Below are 16,445 nucleotides of genomic sequence, written 5' to 3' on the forward strand. Positions count from 1 at the left end.
GTTCAAGCCTCCGCCAAGTCTTTGAGACGCGCTTTTTCAATCCGCGCCACTTCCTGCGCCGGGACGAAATAGTCGATGTCTTCGTCATAGCTGCGCACGATCATCGCCACCACCGAAGCGACCAGGCCGAAGATCGCCAGCCACCAGATATGCCACACCAGGGCGAAGCTGCAGATCAGCGCGAAGACGCTGATCACCAGGCCGGCGGAGGTGTTGCGCGGCATATGGATGGCGCGGTAGTCGGTGTGACTGAGGGTGCTGACGCCGCGCTCCTTCATGCCCCAATAGGCGTCGAGATCGTTGACTTTCGGTTGCTCGGCGAAGTTGTAGAACGGTGGCGGCGAGGCCGTGGCCCATTCCAGCGTACGGCCGTCCCACGGGTCGCCGGTGAGGTCGCGCAGTTTCGCGCGGTTGCGGATGCTCACGTAGAGCTGCAACGCCTGCGCGGACACGCCGCAAAGAATGATGCCGACGCCAAACAGTTCCAGCAGCAGCCACGGTTGCCAGGCCGGGTTGTCGAAATGGTTCAGGCGTCGGGTCATGCCCATGAAACCGAGCACGTAAGACGGCATGAACGCGAAGTAGAAACCGACCAGCCAGCACCAGAACGCGATGCGCCCGAGGCGGTCGTTGAGGCGGAAACCGAAGGCTTTCGGGAACCAGTAAGTCAGCCCGGCCATGTAGCCAAACACCGCGCCACCAATGATCACGTTATGGAAGTGCGCGATCAGGAACAGGCTGTTGTGCAGCAGGAAGTCGGCCCCGGGCACCGCCAGCAGCACGCCGGTCATGCCGCCGATACTGAACGTGACGATAAAGCCCAGCGTCCACAGCATCGGCGTTTCGAAGCGCACGCGGCCGCGATACATGGTGAACAGCCAGGTGAAGATCTTCACCCCGGTCGGCACTGCAATGATCATCGTCATGATGCCGAAGAACGCGTTGACGTTGGCCCCCGCGCCCATGGTGAAGAAGTGGTGCAGCCAGACGATGAACGACAGAATCGTGATCGCAATCGTCGCCCACACCAGCGAGACATAGCCGAACAGGCGTTTGCTGCTGAAGGTCGCGGCGATCTCCGAGAAGATCCCGAACGCCGGCAGGATCAGGATGTACACCTCCGGATGGCCCCACGCCCAGATGAGGTTGACGTACATCATCGGGTTGCCGCCGGCCTCGTTGGTGAAGAAGTGCATGCCCAGATAACGATCGAGGGTCAGCATCAGCAGGGTGGCGGTAAGGATCGGGAACGCAGCGAGAATCAGGATCGAGGTGCACAGTGCGTTCCAGGTGAACACTGGCATCTTGAACAGGGTCATGCCTTCGGTGCGCATCTTCAGGATGGTCACGAAGAAGTTAACCCCGGTTAACAGCGTCCCTATGCCGGATATCTGTAATGACCAGATGTAGTAATCCACCCCGACCCCGGGGCTGTAGCCAAGTTCGGACAGGGGCGGGTAGGCGACCCAACCGGTGCGGGCAAATTCACCGACGCCCAGGGAAATATTCACCAGCGCCGCGCCAACCACGAACAGCCAGAAACTCAGCGCGTTGAGGAACGGGTAGGCGACGTCGCGGGCGCCGATCTGCAGTGGCACGACGATGTTCATCAGGCCGACCACGAACGGCATCGCCATGAAGAAAATCATGATCACGCCGTGGGCGGTGAAGATCTGGTCGTAGTGTTCCGGCGGCAGATAACCCGGCCCGCCACTGGATGCCATCGCCTGTTGGGTACGCATCATGATCGCGTCGGAGAAACCGCGCAGCAGCATGACCAACGCGACGATGATGTACATGCAGCCGATTTTCTTGTGATCGACCGAAGTGAACCACTCGCGCCACAGGTAGCCCCACTTGCGCTTCCAGGTGACGGTACCGACCAGGGCAAAACCCATCAGGCCGACGATAGCCAGGGTGTACATGACAATCGGCTCGTGCAATGGAACCGCGTCCCATGAAAGTTTCCCGAACATGATTTAACGCTCCTCGGCCAGCAGACTCGGTTGTTGATTGACGCGCACATCGTCGCCGTTGCGTTGCACCTGGGTTTCCTTCTTGCGCGGTGCTTTGTTCATTCCTTCGTATTTGTCGACGATGTCGAGAAACAGTCGCTCCTGCACAGCCGAGTAATAAGTGATCTTGTGCGCCACTGAAGGCTTGGCCAACTCGGCATAACTGGCTTGATCAAGTTGCCCGGGCGCCGCTTTGACTTTGTTGACCCACGCCTCGTAATCAGCGCCACTGAGTGCCAGGGTGCTGAAGTGCATGTCGGAAAAACCGTGGCCGTTATAGTTCGCAGCAATCCCGCGATACTGGCCGATTTCATTGGCGATCAAATGCAACTTGGTCTGCATGCCGGCCATGGCATATATCTGCCCACCGAGTGCCGGAATAAAGAATGAAGTCATGGCCGCGTCGGAAGTGACGGTGAAACTTACCGGCGTATTCACCGGTATCGCCAGTTCATTGACTGAGGCAATACCCAGATCGGGGTAAATGAACAGCCATTTCCAGTCCGTTGCCACCACTTGCACATTGAGGTGCGGCACGTCGGAGTCCAACGGGCGATAGGGATCGAGTGCATGGGTGGTTTCCCAGGTCACCCAGCCGAGTACGCAAATAATCAGGAACGGCACGCCCCAGACCACCGCCTCGATCTTGTGCGAACTGGCCCAACGTGGCGAATAACGGGCCTTCTTGTTGGTCGCGCGGTAGCGATAGGCGAACAGGAAGGTCATGACGATGACCGGGATCACCACCAACAGCATCAGGCCCGTGGCGAGAATGATCAGGTCGCGTTCATCTCGGGCAACATCGCCCTTGGGGTTGAACACCACCAGATTGCAACCGGCGAGCAGAACGCTGGTAGCGAGATAGACCAGGCAATAGCTGATTGTTCGCTTCATACATGCTCCTGTTCTTTATATCGATCCTTGTTTTCTTCGGGCAACAGTTGGCCATGGACAGAAAACCCTGTTTCTGTACCGGCTAATCACACTGGGCTGAATAACGAGTTGTACTTGAGCTCGCCCGGGCCTCGAACTTTTTGAATGAGCATTCCGGCGTTGGTTTTACAGAATGTTACGCAAGCTGACGAACGGTTGAACTAGCGAAACGGCGGACGCGAATCAACGCGCTATGCTGAAAATGCCTCTTGGCAATCCGTGGAATTATTCCGCCAAAGGAAAGATCTTTGACGTGAGCGAGTTGAGTTCAGGAGTACGACATGTTCAAACGCGGCGAAACCTACAACAAATGGAAGGCGACGGAAAAGGCGGAAAAGTGCCATACCGAAGAGGTTGAAAACGGCTGTCATATCGAGGTACGGGCACGGGAAGCCGATGATGGCGACGTCGAAATGTTCATCAGCGTTTACACCGCAACCGGCGAGTGCGCCTACGAGCGCATCAGGAAATTGCCCGGCGTAGAATGGGAAGTCGAGGATGCGCTCAAACGTGGCATCGATCAGGCAGAACGAATCGCCGGCGGCGAGTCCGGACGATTGTCCTGTGCCGATGCGCACGGCCACGAGAATGAGTGACCGTGCGCAGCTTTCAATTGGCCTGGCGAACGTCAACCTGGCCGAGTTGATTGCACTGCCAGCGCCAGGCATCGGCGAGCATGCTGTGCAGTGAGCGGCTCGCCTGCCAGCCCAGTTCTTCGAGGGCTTTTTGCGGGTCCGCCCAGCAGCGCGCAATGTCGCCGGGGCGCCGCGCTTCAATACGCAACGGGATCTTGATGCCGGTGACCTGTTCGAAGGCGCTGATCACCTCCAGCACCGAATAGCCGCGCCCGGTACCGAGGTTCCAGATGCTCACACCATGGCGATCGCGCAAGGCGTCGAGCGCGCAGACGTGCCCGAGTGCAAGGTCGACGACGTGCAGATAATCGCGAATGCCGGTGCCGTCCGGGGTCGGGTAATCGTTGCCGAACACTGACAGCTGCGCGCGCTGGCCACTGGCAACTTCCAGCAGATAGGGCAGCAGGTTGTTGGGCGTGCTGGTGGGTGCCTCGCCGAGCAGGCCGGAAGGGTGCGCACCAATCGGATTGAAATAGCGCAGCAGGCCGATCGACCAGCGCGGGTCGGAACTGGCGACACTCTTCATGATGTTTTCCGACATCAGTTTCGACATGCCGTAAGGATTGGTCGGCTGGCCAGTGGCGCAGTTTTCGTTAATTGGCAGGGTGGCGCAGTCGCCATAAACAGTGGCCGATGAACTGAACACCAGATGGAAAACTCCGGCCTGGGCCATGGCTTGGCACAGCGTCAGGCTGCCGCCGACATTGGTGTCGAAATAGCGCAGAGGTTCACGCACGCTTTCTCCGACCGCTTTCAACCCGGCGCAATGCACCACGGCATCGATCGGGTAATCGTGCAGAAGATTGTCGAGCAGTCGTCGATTGCGCACATCACCCTGAATGAACTCCGGTCGTTTTCCGGCCAGCGTACTGATGCGCGCGATCGCCGCGCGCTGGCTGTTGCACAAATTATCGAGGATCACCACATCCTCGCCGTTGCCCAGCCATTGCAGTGCGACATGCGCACCAATGTATCCCGCACCACCCGTAATCAAGATCATGCGCCCGCCCTCACAAGTGACGCCATCGGCGATGGCTTCGTAGATGGTTTCGATGCGCCTGTGCGGCGGCGAAAACCATGGTTGTTCTGGACGGTAGGGGCTGGATTGATCGGCAAGTTCAACCTTGTTTGCCAGCCGGTATGTGCAGTTCATCGGCTGTGTTCAAGGTTGGGCTGAACGTCGTGTGAACGCCGTGATTCCAACCTTCAAGAGCCTTACGGCCTCATCGAGAAATGCCCTGCACTTGCAGTGTCGACAAGTGTGACGGCCCGGTGGCTCGGCACTGAGTCGTCTTGTTTTTTGATGAGGATCTGGCTATGAACCTGGCAGAACAACCCGAGGCGCTTGCACTGGCGAGCGCGCAAAATGCTGTCGAAGCATCCCTTCAGGTGCGACCCACGTTGGTGTGCCTGTCGCATCTGCGCTGGGGATTTGTTTATCAACGGCCGCAGCACGTCATGTCGCGATTGGCCAAACACTACGACGTGGTGTTTTTCGAAGAGCCGGTATTTGTCGAAGACGCCACGCCCAGACTCGAGCTTTCGAATCCGGCGGCGGGAATAGAAGTGGCGGTGCCGCAATTGCCGATCGGCATGAGTGGCGAGGCGATCGAGCAGGCGCAGAGGCAATTGCTCGATGAGCGCCTCGCCGGACGCGTTCAGGGCGATCTTTTGCTGTGGTATTTCACGCCGATGAGCCTGCTGTTTACCGAGCACCTCGACGCTCGGGTTACCGTCTATGACTGCATGGATGAACTGTCGGCGTTCATGGGCGCACCGGCGCGCTTGATCGACATGGAGCAGCAACTGCTCGCCCGGGCTGACGTGGTGTTTACCGGCGGCTTCAGTCTGTGGGAGGTCAAGCAGCGCCAGCACGGTAATGCCTATCCGGTACCGAGCAGCGTCGACATCGCGCATTTCGCGGCGGCGCGGCAGGTACTGCCGGAACCGCCCGATCAAGCATCCATAGCGCGGCCACGCCTGGGCTTTTTCGGCGTGATCGATGAACGCTTCGATATCGAATTGATTGACCGCGTGGCGGCGATGCGTCCCGACTGGCAGATCGTGCTGATCGGTCCGGTGGTGAAGATCGATCCGCAGACGCTGTCGCAACGGCCGAACATTCATTATCTGGGCGGCAAGCAATATGCCGAGCTGCCGGACTACCTCGCTGGCTGGGACGTGGCACTGATGCCGTTCGCCCTCAACGCCTCCACGCGTTACATCAGCCCGACCAAGACTCCCGAATACCTCGCTGGCGGTTGCCCAGTGGTGTCGACGCCGATTCACGATGTGATCAGCGGCTACGGCGAGAGCGGCGCGGTGTTCATCGCCGACACTGCCGAGGCCTTCGTCGAGGCGATCGAAAAAGCTTTGCCACTCAAAGGCACCATCGAATTTCTGCAGCGCGCCGATGCCGCAATCGCCGGCATGTCGTGGGACAACACCAGCCGCTTCATGCAGGAGCAGATCGAATGCCTACGATAAGCCTTGAGAGCGCAAAGTCCGGCCAAGCCTACGACTACCTGATCGTCGGTGCCGGGTTCGCCGGCAGTGTCATCGCCGAGCGTCTGGCCCAAGGATTGGGGCGCCGGGTGTTGCTGATTGATCGGCGCCCGCATATCGCCGGCAATGCCTACGACCATTACGATGAGGCCGGGGTACTGGTGCACCGCTATGGTCCGCACATCTTTCACACCAATGCCCAGCGCATTGTCGACTACCTGTCGCGCTTCACCGAATGGCGACCCTACGAGCATCGAGTTCTCGCCCAGGTCGACGGCCAACTGGTGCCGATTCCAATCAATCTGACCACGCTGAATTCGCTCTATGGCCTGTCGATGTCCTCCGAAGAAGCCGAAGTGTTTCTCGCCGAACGCGCCGAACCGGTGGCGACCATTCGCACGTCCGAAGACGTCGTGGTCAATCAGATCGGCCGTGAGCTCTACGAAAAATTCTTTCGCGGCTACACGCGCAAGCAGTGGGGGCTGGATCCCTCGGCACTGGATAAATCGGTGACTTCGCGCATTCCGACGCGGACCAGCGAAGACGACCGCTATTTCGGTGACACCTTCCAGATCATGCCCTCGGGCGGCTACACGCAAATGTTCGAACGCATGCTCGATCACCCGAACATCGATCTGTTGCTCAGTACCGATTTCAAGGCGGTGCGCGACGAGGTGAAGTACGCGCATCTGATCTACTGCGGCCCGATCGACGAATACTTCGATTTCCAGTTGGGCCGTTTGCCGTATCGGTCCTTGCGCTTCGAACACCAGACCCTCGAGCAGGAACACTATCAGCCAGTGGCGGTAGTGAATTATCCGCACCCGGATGTGCCGTATACGCGCATCACTGAATACAAACACCTGACGGGGCAAACGCACCCGAGCACGAGCATCACCTACGAGTTTCCCTGTGACGATGGCGACCCGTATTACCCGGTGCCGCGCGCAGAAAATGCCGAGCTGTACAAATGCTATCGAGCGCTCGCCGAGCAGACGCCGAACGTGACGTTCCTCGGCCGACTGGGTACCTACAAGTACTACAACATGGATCAGGTGGTGGGCCAGGCGCTGGCCTTGTATCGGGATATTCAGGCGGCGCAGGCAGAAACCACGGCTGAAACTGAGATCGATGCTTCATGACCGCGCAGCCGAAAGGCGATGAGCCCGACGCAGATGCGTCTTCGATCTTCAGCAGCTTCGTCATGGCCGGTTTCGAATGTTCCAGCCAGCGCCGCCAGGACGGTCGGCGCCTGGATCTGCTAGCCGACACCGGGCATGCGCGCTGGGCCGCCAAGGACTACCAGCGACTAAACGTGTTGAGCATTCGTTGCGCCCGCGACGGCTTGCGCTGGCATCTGATCGAGCGCAGCCCCGGGCGCTATGACTGGAGCAGTTTTCTGCCGATGCTCAAAGCGGCACAAGCGCAGCAAGTGCAGGTGGTCTGGGATCTGTGCCATTACGGCTACCCGGATGATCTGGATATCTGGCGCCCGGAATTTGTCGAGCGTTTCGCCCGCTTCGCCGCTGCTGCAGCGAAGCTGATGGCCGACGAGGGCGTGAGCGTTCCGTTCTACTCGCCGATCAACGAGATTTCCTTCTGGAGTTGGGCGGGAGGCGAGGTGGCGTATTTCAATCCGAACGCACGCGGGCGCGCGCAGGAACTCAAACATCAACTGGTGCGGGCGAGCATTGCTGCGATCGAAGCGATTCGCGAGCAGGCGCCGAATGCGCGATTCGTCCAGTGCGACCCGTTGATCCATGTAATCGCTGGCTCCAGGCGCAGCGACGATATCGAAGCGGCGGAAGCCTATCGATTGTCGCAATTCCAGGCGTGGGATCTGCTCACCGGCCGTGAATGGCCGGGTCTGGGCGGGCAGGAGCATTACCTGGATATCGTCGGCGCCAATTTCTATGCGCATAACCAGTGGTATTTCCACGGCCGGCGGATCCTTCGCGGCGAGCGCGACTTCCGGCCGTTGTCGGGCATGCTCAAGGAACTGCACCAGCGTTATCAACGGCCAGTGCTGATCGCCGAAACCGGTGCCGAAGATGATGAACGCCTGCCGTGGCTGGCGTACATCGTCGAGCAGACACTGCTGGCGCTTGAACGCGGCGTGCCGGTGCAGGGTATTTGCTGGTACCCGTTTCTCGATTATCCCGGTTGGGATGATGGCCGCTATTGCCCGACCGGGGTGTTTGGCTACCCCGATGGCGAAGGCGAGCGCGCAGCGTTTCACCCGCTGCATGTCGAGCTGGCGCAGGTGCCCGAGCGGGTTGCCGCGTGTTTGTGCAGGGTCAATGGCGGGCAAATCGAGGGGCGGGCGAGATGAACTTCCAGCGCATGCGGGATGAACCGTTGCCGGCGTCAGCCGCCGCGTTTCTATGGCGCTACATAAGAATTCGCCCGGCGCACTTCGTCGCCATGGTCGCACTGGTGATCGGCGCGGCTTGCTGTGCGGTGGTGGTTCAATACGGCATGAAACTGCTGGTCGATGCCATGGCCGCCGGGTCGGCGGCGGAACAGGTCTGGCACGCGTTCGGCCTGTTCATGGCGTTGATCGTGATGGAAAACCTGCTGTGGCGCCTCGGCGGTTGGGTCGGTTGCCACACCATCGTCGGCAGTTGTGCGGATCTGCGCGTCGACCTGTTCCATCATCTGACCGGCCACCCGATGCGTTATTTCCGGCGGCATTTCTCCGGTTCGCTGGCCAATCGCGTCTCGGCGATCGGTGCCGCTGCCGACAAAGTGTATGGCGGGCTGACCTGGCGTATCGTGCCGCCATGCGTGGATTTCATCGGTGCCGTGGCCTTGCTGTTGGCGGTGCACGGTGCGATGGCGCTGGCATTGGTCGGTTGCGTGATAGTCGTCGCCGCGCTGATTACCATATTCGGCGTGCGCGGCCGCAGCCGGCACATCGCTTTCGCTTCGCAGTCGGCGCGGGTCGGTGGCGAGATTGTCGATCTGGTTTCCAACGTATGGACGATCAAGGCTTTTTCCGGGCGGGAACGCGAGCGCTTGCGCCTGGAGCGCGAGATCGGCATCGAGGCCGATTCGCACCGCAGCAGCTGGATGTACATGGAAAAAGCCCGGGTACTGCACGACATCTGCCTGACCGTTATGGCCGGCGGCATGCTCGGCTGGGCGATTCTGCTCTGGCGAGCGGGACAGGTGACGGCGGGGGATGTGGTGATGGTCAGCGCGTTGACCTTCCGCATCCTGCACGGTTCGCGCGAACTGGCGCTGGCACTGGTGGAAACCAGCCAGCAGATGGGCGTCATCAGCGAAACCCTGGGCATCGTCGCCCAACCCCACGAGCTCAGCGACGCCTTGGAGGAACTGGCGCCGACGCGCGGGCACATCAAAATGCTCGACGTCAGTTACGCCTACCCGGGTGGGCGCAAGGTCTTAGAGCATTTCTTTCTCGATATTCCGGCCGGGCAAAGCGTCGGCATTGCCGGCACCTCGGGCTCGGGAAAATCGACCTTGCTCGGTTTGCTGCAACGCCTGGATGACGTGCGCAGCGGGGTGATCCTGATCGACGACCGCGACATCCGCTCGGTCAGCCAGGACAGCCTGCGCCGGCAGATCGCTGTGGTGCCGCAGGAACCGGCGCTGTTCAATCGCAGCATTCTGGAAAACATCGGCTACGGCCAGCCATACGCCACCGAGCAGCAGATCATCGAGGCGGCGCGCCAAGCGTTTTGCGATGAATTCATCCAGGCGTTGCCGCAGGGTTATCACACCCTGGTGGGTGAACGGGGAGTGACGTTGTCCGGCGGGCAACGCCAGCGCCTGGGGCTGGCGCGGGCGTTTTTGAAAGACGCACCGATCCTGATTCTCGACGAGGCGACCTCGGCACTTGATTCCGATTCCGAAGCGATCATCCAGCGCGCATTGAGCAACCTGATGCGCGGCCGCACGGTACTCGCCGTGGCCCACCGCCTCTCGACCATCGCCAACTTCGATCGGGTGCTGGTGCTGGAGGACGGCGAGATCGTCCAGGACGGCACTCCCGAAGAACTGCGCGAAAGCCAAGGGCGGTTCCGCACGCTGTGGCAGATGCAGGCGATGGTGCACAACCGTTGAACCCGCTGCTATTGCGCTGAGCGGGTCCAGACCCTGACGTAATCGATGCGAAACACCGACGGCAGGTCAGCATCGTCGACCACGCCGAACCAGTCCCACATCGCTTCGCTGTCGAAGACGATTTGCATCGGGAAGTGCCAGTAGTTGTTTTTCGCCTCTCGCACCAGCACGCCGTCGACGTACCAGCGCAAAGTATCGGGTTGCCAGTCAAAGCCGTAGACATGAAAAGTATTGGCCAGCCGCCACGGTGCGATCCAGGTACTGCCGGAACTCAGGTGTTGATCATTCTGCGGTCTGGCCCAGACATGGGCGTTCATGTTGTACAGGCGATCAAAGGCTTCGTTGCGGGTCTTGCCGCCGATTTCGAAGATGTCGATTTCCGTGGCGTTGTCCGGCAGCCCGGTCCACGCCAGCCAGAATGCACTGGAACCGGCCGAATTCATCGGTTTTGCACGCGCTTCGTAATAGCCGTACATCCCCCGTTCGTTGGTTCGGACCATCGCCGAGCTGTAATCCTTGTAGCCCAGGGCGACGTATTTCTCCGGGAGGGTCTGTTTGCGGAAAGTGATGTTCAGATTGCCGTTGCCGAGCTTGGCGTTCTCCGGCAAAAACAGCGCCGGTTTGCGCCCGAGGGAATCGGTGCCGGTGGCGTTGTTGACGTGCCAGCGTTCGGCATCGAGCGCGCTGCCGTTGAATTCGTCGGACAGCCGCGTATCGCGTTTCCAACCGCCGGCATTGGCCTGGTCCGATAACGGCAGGTCGGGCGTAACGTGCGTCGGGGTCGGGCCTAATGGGCCGACGCGAGTCCACGCATCCACCTGTTGCGGAATGGCGACCGCCCACTTTTGCGCCAGATACTCAAACACATTGCGGCGTTTTTCCTGGCTGCTGAATGGGCGGTCATAAACCAGTACTTCGGCGATGTCACCGCGGAGGATTTCCGAGGTGCCCACCACATTGCGCGCCACCGCGAACGGGCCGATCGGCACGTCAGTGGTTTCCAGCAACGCCAGCGCCGGCTCGTACGCGGTGGTCTGCTGCACGCTGATGCCGAAATTCGGCGCGACGTTATCGTTATCCGCCAGTTGCGGTCGCGAGCTGAACAGGCGCTGCCAGGCCTTGCCGCCGGCCTGCTCGGGCAAGCGCCGCGAGACGACGAACACCGTCACCGGGCCTTTGCTCGTGCGAATCGCCTGGCCCATGAATGCCGCCGTGCCGCTGAAGCGCACCACACCGTGGCCGTTGAGGGCGTTGTCGACGCGCGTGGGCAAAGTCGTCGCCGCGCGATTGTCGACGACCACGTCATTGCCCTTGCCGGATTTATCCAGCCAGCGCACGACCTGGTTTTGCCCCTCCAGTGTCATCGAGGCCGGATCATTGCCGTCCAGCCACAACACCAGTCCATTCGTGACCGGTCCTGGAATATTGGCGCTGACGCCAGCGCTCAGCAGCAAGACAAACAGCAAGCAACGTGATCTGTTCATGAGTCGTCCCTAACGTGGATTTGCCCCGGTTCAAGTGCCCACCGCCAGCAGCAGCGCCGGTTGCGGGCGGTAGCCCCATGGGTTGTTGGTCTGCCAGCGCCAGCTGTCGACGAGCATTTGCGTCAGTTCGCGTTGCGCGCACCAGCCCAATTCGCGCCCGGCCTTGCTCGCGTCGGCGCGGCACTCGGCGATATCACCGGCGCGGCGCGGGGCGAAGCGGTAGGGAATGCGCAGGCCGCTGACATCTTCGAAGGCGCTGATGATCTGCAACACGCTGTAGCCGGTGCCAGTGCCGAGGTTCCATACTTGCAGGCCATGCTCAGTGCCTTGCAAAACCTGCAGTGCCTTGAGATGACCTTCGGCCAGATCCAGCACATGGATGTAATCGCGGATACAGGTGCCGTCGACCGTTGGATAGTCGTTGCCATAAACGGTCAACGCCGCGCGCTGGCCGCTGGCAACCTCGGTCAGGCACGGCAGCAGATTGTTCGGCCGACCGTTGGGCGCCTCGCCGATCAGCCCACTATCGTGCGCGCCGATCGGGTTGAAGTAGCGCAGCACGGCAATGTTCCAGCGTGAATCGGCGAGCGCGAGGTCGCTGAGCAGTTCTTCGATCATCAACTTCGAGCGCCCGTAAGGATTGGCCGGTTTGCCGGTGCCGTGGTCTTCGTTGATCGGCATTACCGCAGGCTCGCCATACACCGTCGCCGAGGAACTGAACACCAGATTGAACACGTGGGCGCGGGCCATCGCCTGACACAGGTTCAGCGTGCCGACGACATTGTTGGCGTAGTAATCCAGCGGCCGGCGCACGCTTTGCGCAACCGCTTTGAGCCCGGCGAAATGCAACACCGAGTCGATCGCGTAGGTGCTGAAAATCTCTTCCAGCAGCGCCGCGTCGCGGATGTCGCCCTCGATGAAATCGATCTGCGAATGACTCAACAACTCCAGCCGTACGATGGCCTCGCGGCTGCTGTTGCACAGGTTGTCGAGGATCAGGACCGAGCGGCCCGACTCGATCAGTTGCAATGCCGTGTGCGAACCGATGTAGCCGGCACCGCCCGTGATCAACGTGGTTTTGCGCATGACGACGTGCTCCATTGCGAGGAAATCCGGCTCAGCGGGCGGTGAACACCAACTTGAATTCTTGCGGCCAGCGCGGGTGCAGCAGGCTGTAGGCCAAAGCGTAGGTCAGCGCGCCGATGGCAATGTCGCCGGCCAGGTGCGCGTAGCCGGGCAGGCCGGTCTGCGGCGACAGCCACAGCACCACGACGACCATCACGCCAGAGGCAGACAGGCTGCGGTAACTGGACTGGAAGAAGCTGCGCCAGTCATAACCGATGGCGGTGCGCAGGCCGCGTACCTGCAACGGCGTGATCAGCAGCATACGCAGCAGCAATGCCAGCGCCGCCGCCACGCCGCCGTAGCTCGACCCAAGCAGATAGACCAGCGCCAGCGCGAGCAGAGTTGTGGCGACTTCGGCCTTGAGCGTCAGGTGCGTGCGATTGACCGCCACCAGCGCGGTGGTCGCGTACAGCGCCAGATTGCCCAGCGCCGCCGTGCAGGCGAGCACTTGCAGCAAGGGAATCGCGTCGGCCCATTTCGCGCCGAAGATCAGCAGGATGATGTCTTCGGCGGTCAGGGCGATGCCGAAGAACAGCGGTGTCAGCACGAAACCGCTGATCGCCGTGGAATCACCTATCACGCCGATCAGGCGCGACGGTTCAGCGCTGCGCCGGGCGAACACCGGCAAGGCGTAACTCATCAAGCCGTTGTAGATCGCCGAGCGCGGCAGGTCGATGATGCGCATGGCCAGGTTGAACATGCCCACCGCATGGGCGCCAGCGGTGAGACCGAGAATCAGGTTGACGCCGCGTTGCAGGGTTTGCGAACTCATGACGTTGACGCAAACGGGGAGACCGGCGCGCAGCAGTTCGCCCAGCACCTGGCGATCAATCAGAAAAGGAATGCGCCGACGTTCGCTGCGCATCAACACCAGCGTGGAAATACCGTCCATGATCAACGCCTGAGCGACCACCGCCCACGGACCGAAACCCAACAGCGCCACGGCCACGCCGCCGACCCCGCCAGCAACTTTGCCGAGCAACGTGCGCGAGGCCAGCAACTTGAAATTGCCGCTGCGGCGCATCTGCGCCACATACACCCGCGCCATCAGGGTGAAAAGGATTTTCACCGAGGCCACGGCGGTCATCCAGCGCAGCGCGGTGGAAGGCGTGTAGAGCACCACCGCCAGCGTAATCAACGCAATCGACAACAGACTGACCAGCACGGAAAACCAGAATACGCTGCTGATGTGTTTGTCCTCGACACGTTGCAGGCGCACCAGCGGGTCTTCCAGCATCGACGAAAACAGAATGCCGACCACTTCGACCACGGCGATGATCAGCGTGCCGATGCCCAGCTCCGTCGGCGTCAGCAGATGTGCGTAGACGACAAAGGTAATCATCGACAGGAAAATCAGGCCGAACTTCTCGGTGAAAATCCATACGAGGGTCATTAGGCGGCGGTTGGCCATGGCGCGATCCCCGACATTCAGCGGCTGTTGCCGAGGCTTTTCAAGCAGGCATAGAGGTAGCGCAGGGTTGGTTTGCCCTGGAAGAAAAACAGCGTCTGCCACGAATGCCCGAGCATCTGCCGGAACACTTCGATGACCCGCCGATGATCGCCGCGCCGGGAAAACGCATTGAGAAATTCGGCGTGGTTGGCGAGGACGAAATAGATCCGTTGCTGCTGGTTCAGCCGGGTGCCGTAACGCGCCAGGTACAGCTGGATGAAACGCAGCTTGTGCGGGTAATACTTGTGCGGTTGCGCGGTGATGTTGGCGGCGTTGACGGCGCGCCAGTGGAGGATCTGCGGCACGCTGTGGATCTCGCTGATTTCGGCGATGCGCGTCCACAGCAGGCGATCCTCAGCAAAACGCAGGCTCTGATCGAAGCCGCCAATGGCGACGATGATCTCGCGCAGGGCGAGTACGCCGGAGGTGCCGTTGATGATGTTCTCGCGCATGAAATCGGCAAAGTGCTCGCCGTGTTTGCAGCGATCCTCCAACTGGCGTTTGCCGTCACTGAATTCGCTCATCTGAAAGCAATCGACCAGACCGACTTTGCGTCCCTGTCGGGTCAACTCCGCGTGCAGCGCCAGTTGCTTTTGCAGTTTCTCCGGATGCCAGCGGTCATCAGCATCGAGGAAGGCGATAAAGGTTTCTTTGGCACTGAACACGCCGCGATTGCGCGCACTGGCCGGGCCTTGATTGGGCTGCTGCAACAGCACGATGGGGAAGGGCGCGGCGTAGTGCTTGACGATCTCTGGCCCGGCATCACTGGAACCGTCATCGACGACGATGACTTTGTCCGGCAGGCGAGTCTGTGCAGACACCGAATCCAGTGTGCGTTGGATGCTGGCGACGGCGTTGTACAGCGGAATCACCACGCACACGGTGACGGCGGAGGGATCATTCAGCATGGGCGTTGCTCCCGGAAAGTGCCGCGCATTGGCCGAGCATTCGCCGCTGGCAGCGGCTGCGGACGGGCGATGAGGTGATGGCGGAAGGTCAGGCTGAGCACGCAGAAAATCAGGAACTCGCCCGAGCGATAGTTGGGGATCACGTAGGCGACGTAATTGGTCACCACGAACAGGCCGATGATTACCAGCGCACACGCCTGATAGCGCGCCGACTGATCTGCCGTGATTGCGCGATAGCGCTTGCTCAGGGTCTGGGCAAACATCAGCAGCAGGGCGATCAACTGGATCAAACCGCCGTTGAGCAGGGTTTCGACGTAGCCGCTGTGGGCATTGCCGATGTAGCCCCACCGCGTGATAAACGCATCGGCATCGGCACTGGCCCAGAACGCGCCGAAACCGTAGCCCTTGAGAAATTGCGCATCGATCAGCGGCTGCAACAGCTCCCAGATCAGCGTGCGGTCGGTCAGCGACGGGTCACGGCCAACCAGTTCCAGCAGCATCGCGTAGTTGGCGTAGAGCACGCCACACAGAAGGAAGAACACCAGCGTCGCCGCCGTGAACGCCAACAGTGAGCGGTTGATGCGCAAGCGGATCAGCGTGATGAAGTAGGCGTAACTGGCGGTGCCGGCGACGATCAGCGCAATCGCCGTGGCTGACTGCGCCAGACCGATGGCGATCAGCGCGAACAGTCCGTAGAGCATGGCCATTGGGTTGCGCTGGCGGATCATCGGCAGCAGCAACAGGATCGCAATAGCGTTCAGGCGTGCACCGGCGTTCTTCTCCGCGAACACCCCGCGAAACGCACCGTCACGGATGCCGCCGGAAATAAAGGCGATGTCCGGGCGAATCACGGCAAAGATCAAGCCGACCAGCGCCGCCGCACCGATCACGCAGCCGAACAGAAACGCAATGCGTTCCAGGCTGTAGCGCCAGGCAATGAAACCGGCGAAGAACACCACACTGAGCAGCGCGACGAAACGCTTGAAACTGAGCATCGGCTCGCTCGACCAACTGATCGACGCCGCCACGCAGCCGAGAAACAGCAGCAAGAACAGGTTCTGCCGGTAGAAGCTTTTACTGAGGAAGACCTTGTGCCGGATGAAGAAAAACAGCGGCACCAGCAAGGTCAGCAAGCCGCAGACCTGATTGGCCAGATTGCCTTCCAGATCCTGCTGGGCATCGTCCAGCGTGCTCACATTACCCAGGCGCAGGAAGAAGCCGATCACTTGCGTATAGAACAGCACGCCAAACAAGGTGAAGGCGTCGGCCAGCGTCGAATAACGCACTTGCAGGCGGTTCAT

At 60.6% G+C, this 16,445-nt stretch carries 13 protein-coding genes; 5 read left to right on the forward strand and 8 right to left on the reverse strand.

What is annotated here, in order from left to right; translation table 11 throughout:
• Positions 1–2 precede the first annotated feature (2 nt).
• Together cyoB and cyoA are read right to left on the reverse strand one after the other, a co-directional pair.
• Complete coding sequence (gene cyoB, locus AC0IXA_RS00525; RefSeq protein WP_039760284.1) at positions 3–1,976, reverse strand: cytochrome o ubiquinol oxidase subunit I; 1,974 nt, start codon at positions 1,974–1,976, stop codon at positions 3–5.
• A 3-nt stretch (positions 1,977–1,979) separates the two neighbouring features.
• On the reverse strand, positions 1,980–2,909 hold the full coding sequence (gene cyoA, locus AC0IXA_RS00530) for a ubiquinol oxidase subunit II (RefSeq protein ID WP_110646534.1): 930 nt from the start codon (positions 2,907–2,909) through the stop codon (positions 1,980–1,982).
• A 320-nt stretch (positions 2,910–3,229) separates the two neighbouring features.
• Here cyoA and AC0IXA_RS00535 point away from each other — a divergent pair, with 320 nt between their 5' ends.
• Positions 3,230–3,544, forward strand: a complete 315-nt coding sequence (locus AC0IXA_RS00535; RefSeq protein WP_016774554.1) for a hypothetical protein — start codon at positions 3,230–3,232, stop codon at positions 3,542–3,544.
• 13 nt (positions 3,545–3,557) lie between these two features.
• On the opposite strand, the gene galE (AC0IXA_RS00540) is transcribed toward AC0IXA_RS00535, so the two are convergent.
• On the reverse strand, positions 3,558–4,583 hold the full coding sequence (galE, locus tag AC0IXA_RS00540; RefSeq protein WP_471811609.1) for a UDP-glucose 4-epimerase GalE: 1,026 nt from the start codon (positions 4,581–4,583) through the stop codon (positions 3,558–3,560).
• A gap of 317 nt (positions 4,584–4,900) precedes the next feature.
• On the opposite strand from galE (AC0IXA_RS00540), the gene AC0IXA_RS00545 reads away from it, so the two are divergent.
• From AC0IXA_RS00545 to AC0IXA_RS00560, 4 genes are read left to right on the forward strand one after another with little or no spacing between them, the layout of a single operon-like run.
• Positions 4,901–6,070, forward strand: coding sequence for a glycosyltransferase family 1 protein (locus tag AC0IXA_RS00545; RefSeq protein WP_471811097.1), 1,170 nt, complete (start codon positions 4,901–4,903; stop codon positions 6,068–6,070).
• Positions 6,058–7,230 (forward strand): UDP-galactopyranose mutase, encoded by a 1,173-nt coding sequence (gene glf, locus AC0IXA_RS00550; RefSeq protein ID WP_471811099.1) that lies wholly within the window; start codon positions 6,058–6,060, stop codon positions 7,228–7,230. The genes AC0IXA_RS00545 and glf overlap by 13 nt, the downstream gene beginning before the upstream one ends.
• Positions 7,227–8,420: a glycoside hydrolase family 1 protein gene (locus AC0IXA_RS00555; RefSeq protein WP_471811101.1), complete on the forward strand. Its 1,194-nt coding sequence runs from the start codon at positions 7,227–7,229 to the stop codon at positions 8,418–8,420. The genes glf and AC0IXA_RS00555 overlap by 4 nt, the downstream gene beginning before the upstream one ends.
• The gene (locus AC0IXA_RS00560; protein ID WP_471811103.1) at positions 8,417–10,177 is read left to right on the forward strand and encodes an ABC transporter ATP-binding protein; all 1,761 of its coding nucleotides are present in this window, start codon (positions 8,417–8,419) and stop codon (positions 10,175–10,177) included. The genes AC0IXA_RS00555 and AC0IXA_RS00560 overlap by 4 nt, the downstream gene beginning before the upstream one ends.
• An 8-nt stretch (positions 10,178–10,185) precedes the next feature.
• On the opposite strand, the gene AC0IXA_RS00565 is transcribed toward AC0IXA_RS00560, so the two are convergent.
• From AC0IXA_RS00565 to AC0IXA_RS00585, 5 genes are read right to left on the reverse strand one after another with little or no spacing between them, the layout of a single operon-like run.
• Positions 10,186–11,661: a family 16 glycosylhydrolase gene (locus AC0IXA_RS00565; protein WP_471811105.1), complete on the reverse strand. Its 1,476-nt coding sequence runs from the start codon at positions 11,659–11,661 to the stop codon at positions 10,186–10,188.
• Between the two features lie 30 nt (positions 11,662–11,691).
• Complete coding sequence (galE, locus tag AC0IXA_RS00570; protein WP_471811107.1) at positions 11,692–12,747, reverse strand: UDP-glucose 4-epimerase GalE; 1,056 nt, start codon at positions 12,745–12,747, stop codon at positions 11,692–11,694.
• Between the two features lie 31 nt (positions 12,748–12,778).
• Positions 12,779–14,197, reverse strand: a complete 1,419-nt coding sequence (locus tag AC0IXA_RS00575) for an oligosaccharide flippase family protein (protein ID WP_471811109.1) — start codon at positions 14,195–14,197, stop codon at positions 12,779–12,781.
• Between the two features lie 17 nt (positions 14,198–14,214).
• On the reverse strand, positions 14,215–15,144 hold the full coding sequence (locus tag AC0IXA_RS00580; protein ID WP_471811111.1) for a glycosyltransferase family 2 protein: 930 nt from the start codon (positions 15,142–15,144) through the stop codon (positions 14,215–14,217).
• Positions 15,138–16,445: an O-antigen ligase family protein gene (locus tag AC0IXA_RS00585; RefSeq protein WP_471811113.1), complete on the reverse strand. Its 1,308-nt coding sequence runs from the start codon at positions 16,443–16,445 to the stop codon at positions 15,138–15,140. The genes AC0IXA_RS00580 and AC0IXA_RS00585 overlap by 7 nt, the downstream gene beginning before the upstream one ends.

This window comes from Pseudomonas sp. AC083 (genome assembly GCF_979253165.1).

Coding starts and splice junctions, on each gene's coding strand:
- AC0IXA_RS00580 (WP_471811111.1), bottom strand. CDS start 15,144: ATGCTGAATGATCCCTCCGCCGTCACCGTGTGCGTGGTGATTCCGCTG.
- cyoA (WP_110646534.1), bottom strand. CDS start 2,909: ATGAAGCGAACAATCAGCTATTGCCTGGTCTATCTCGCTACCAGCGTT.
- glf (WP_471811099.1), top strand. CDS start 6,058: ATGCCTACGATAAGCCTTGAGAGCGCAAAGTCCGGCCAAGCCTACGAC.
- AC0IXA_RS00565 (WP_471811105.1), bottom strand. CDS start 11,661: ATGAACAGATCACGTTGCTTGCTGTTTGTCTTGCTGCTGAGCGCTGGC.
- cyoB (WP_039760284.1), bottom strand. CDS start 1,976: ATGTTCGGGAAACTTTCATGGGACGCGGTTCCATTGCACGAGCCGATT.
- AC0IXA_RS00585 (WP_471811113.1), bottom strand. CDS start 16,445: ATGAACCGCCTGCAAGTGCGTTATTCGACGCTGGCCGACGCCTTCACC.
- galE (WP_471811609.1), bottom strand. CDS start 4,583: ATGATCTTGATTACGGGTGGTGCGGGATACATTGGTGCGCATGTCGCA.
- AC0IXA_RS00555 (WP_471811101.1), top strand. CDS start 7,227: ATGACCGCGCAGCCGAAAGGCGATGAGCCCGACGCAGATGCGTCTTCG.
- AC0IXA_RS00545 (WP_471811097.1), top strand. CDS start 4,901: ATGAACCTGGCAGAACAACCCGAGGCGCTTGCACTGGCGAGCGCGCAA.
- galE (WP_471811107.1), bottom strand. CDS start 12,747: ATGCGCAAAACCACGTTGATCACGGGCGGTGCCGGCTACATCGGTTCG.
- AC0IXA_RS00535 (WP_016774554.1), top strand. CDS start 3,230: ATGTTCAAACGCGGCGAAACCTACAACAAATGGAAGGCGACGGAAAAG.
- AC0IXA_RS00560 (WP_471811103.1), top strand. CDS start 8,417: ATGAACTTCCAGCGCATGCGGGATGAACCGTTGCCGGCGTCAGCCGCC.
- AC0IXA_RS00575 (WP_471811109.1), bottom strand. CDS start 14,197: ATGGCCAACCGCCGCCTAATGACCCTCGTATGGATTTTCACCGAGAAG.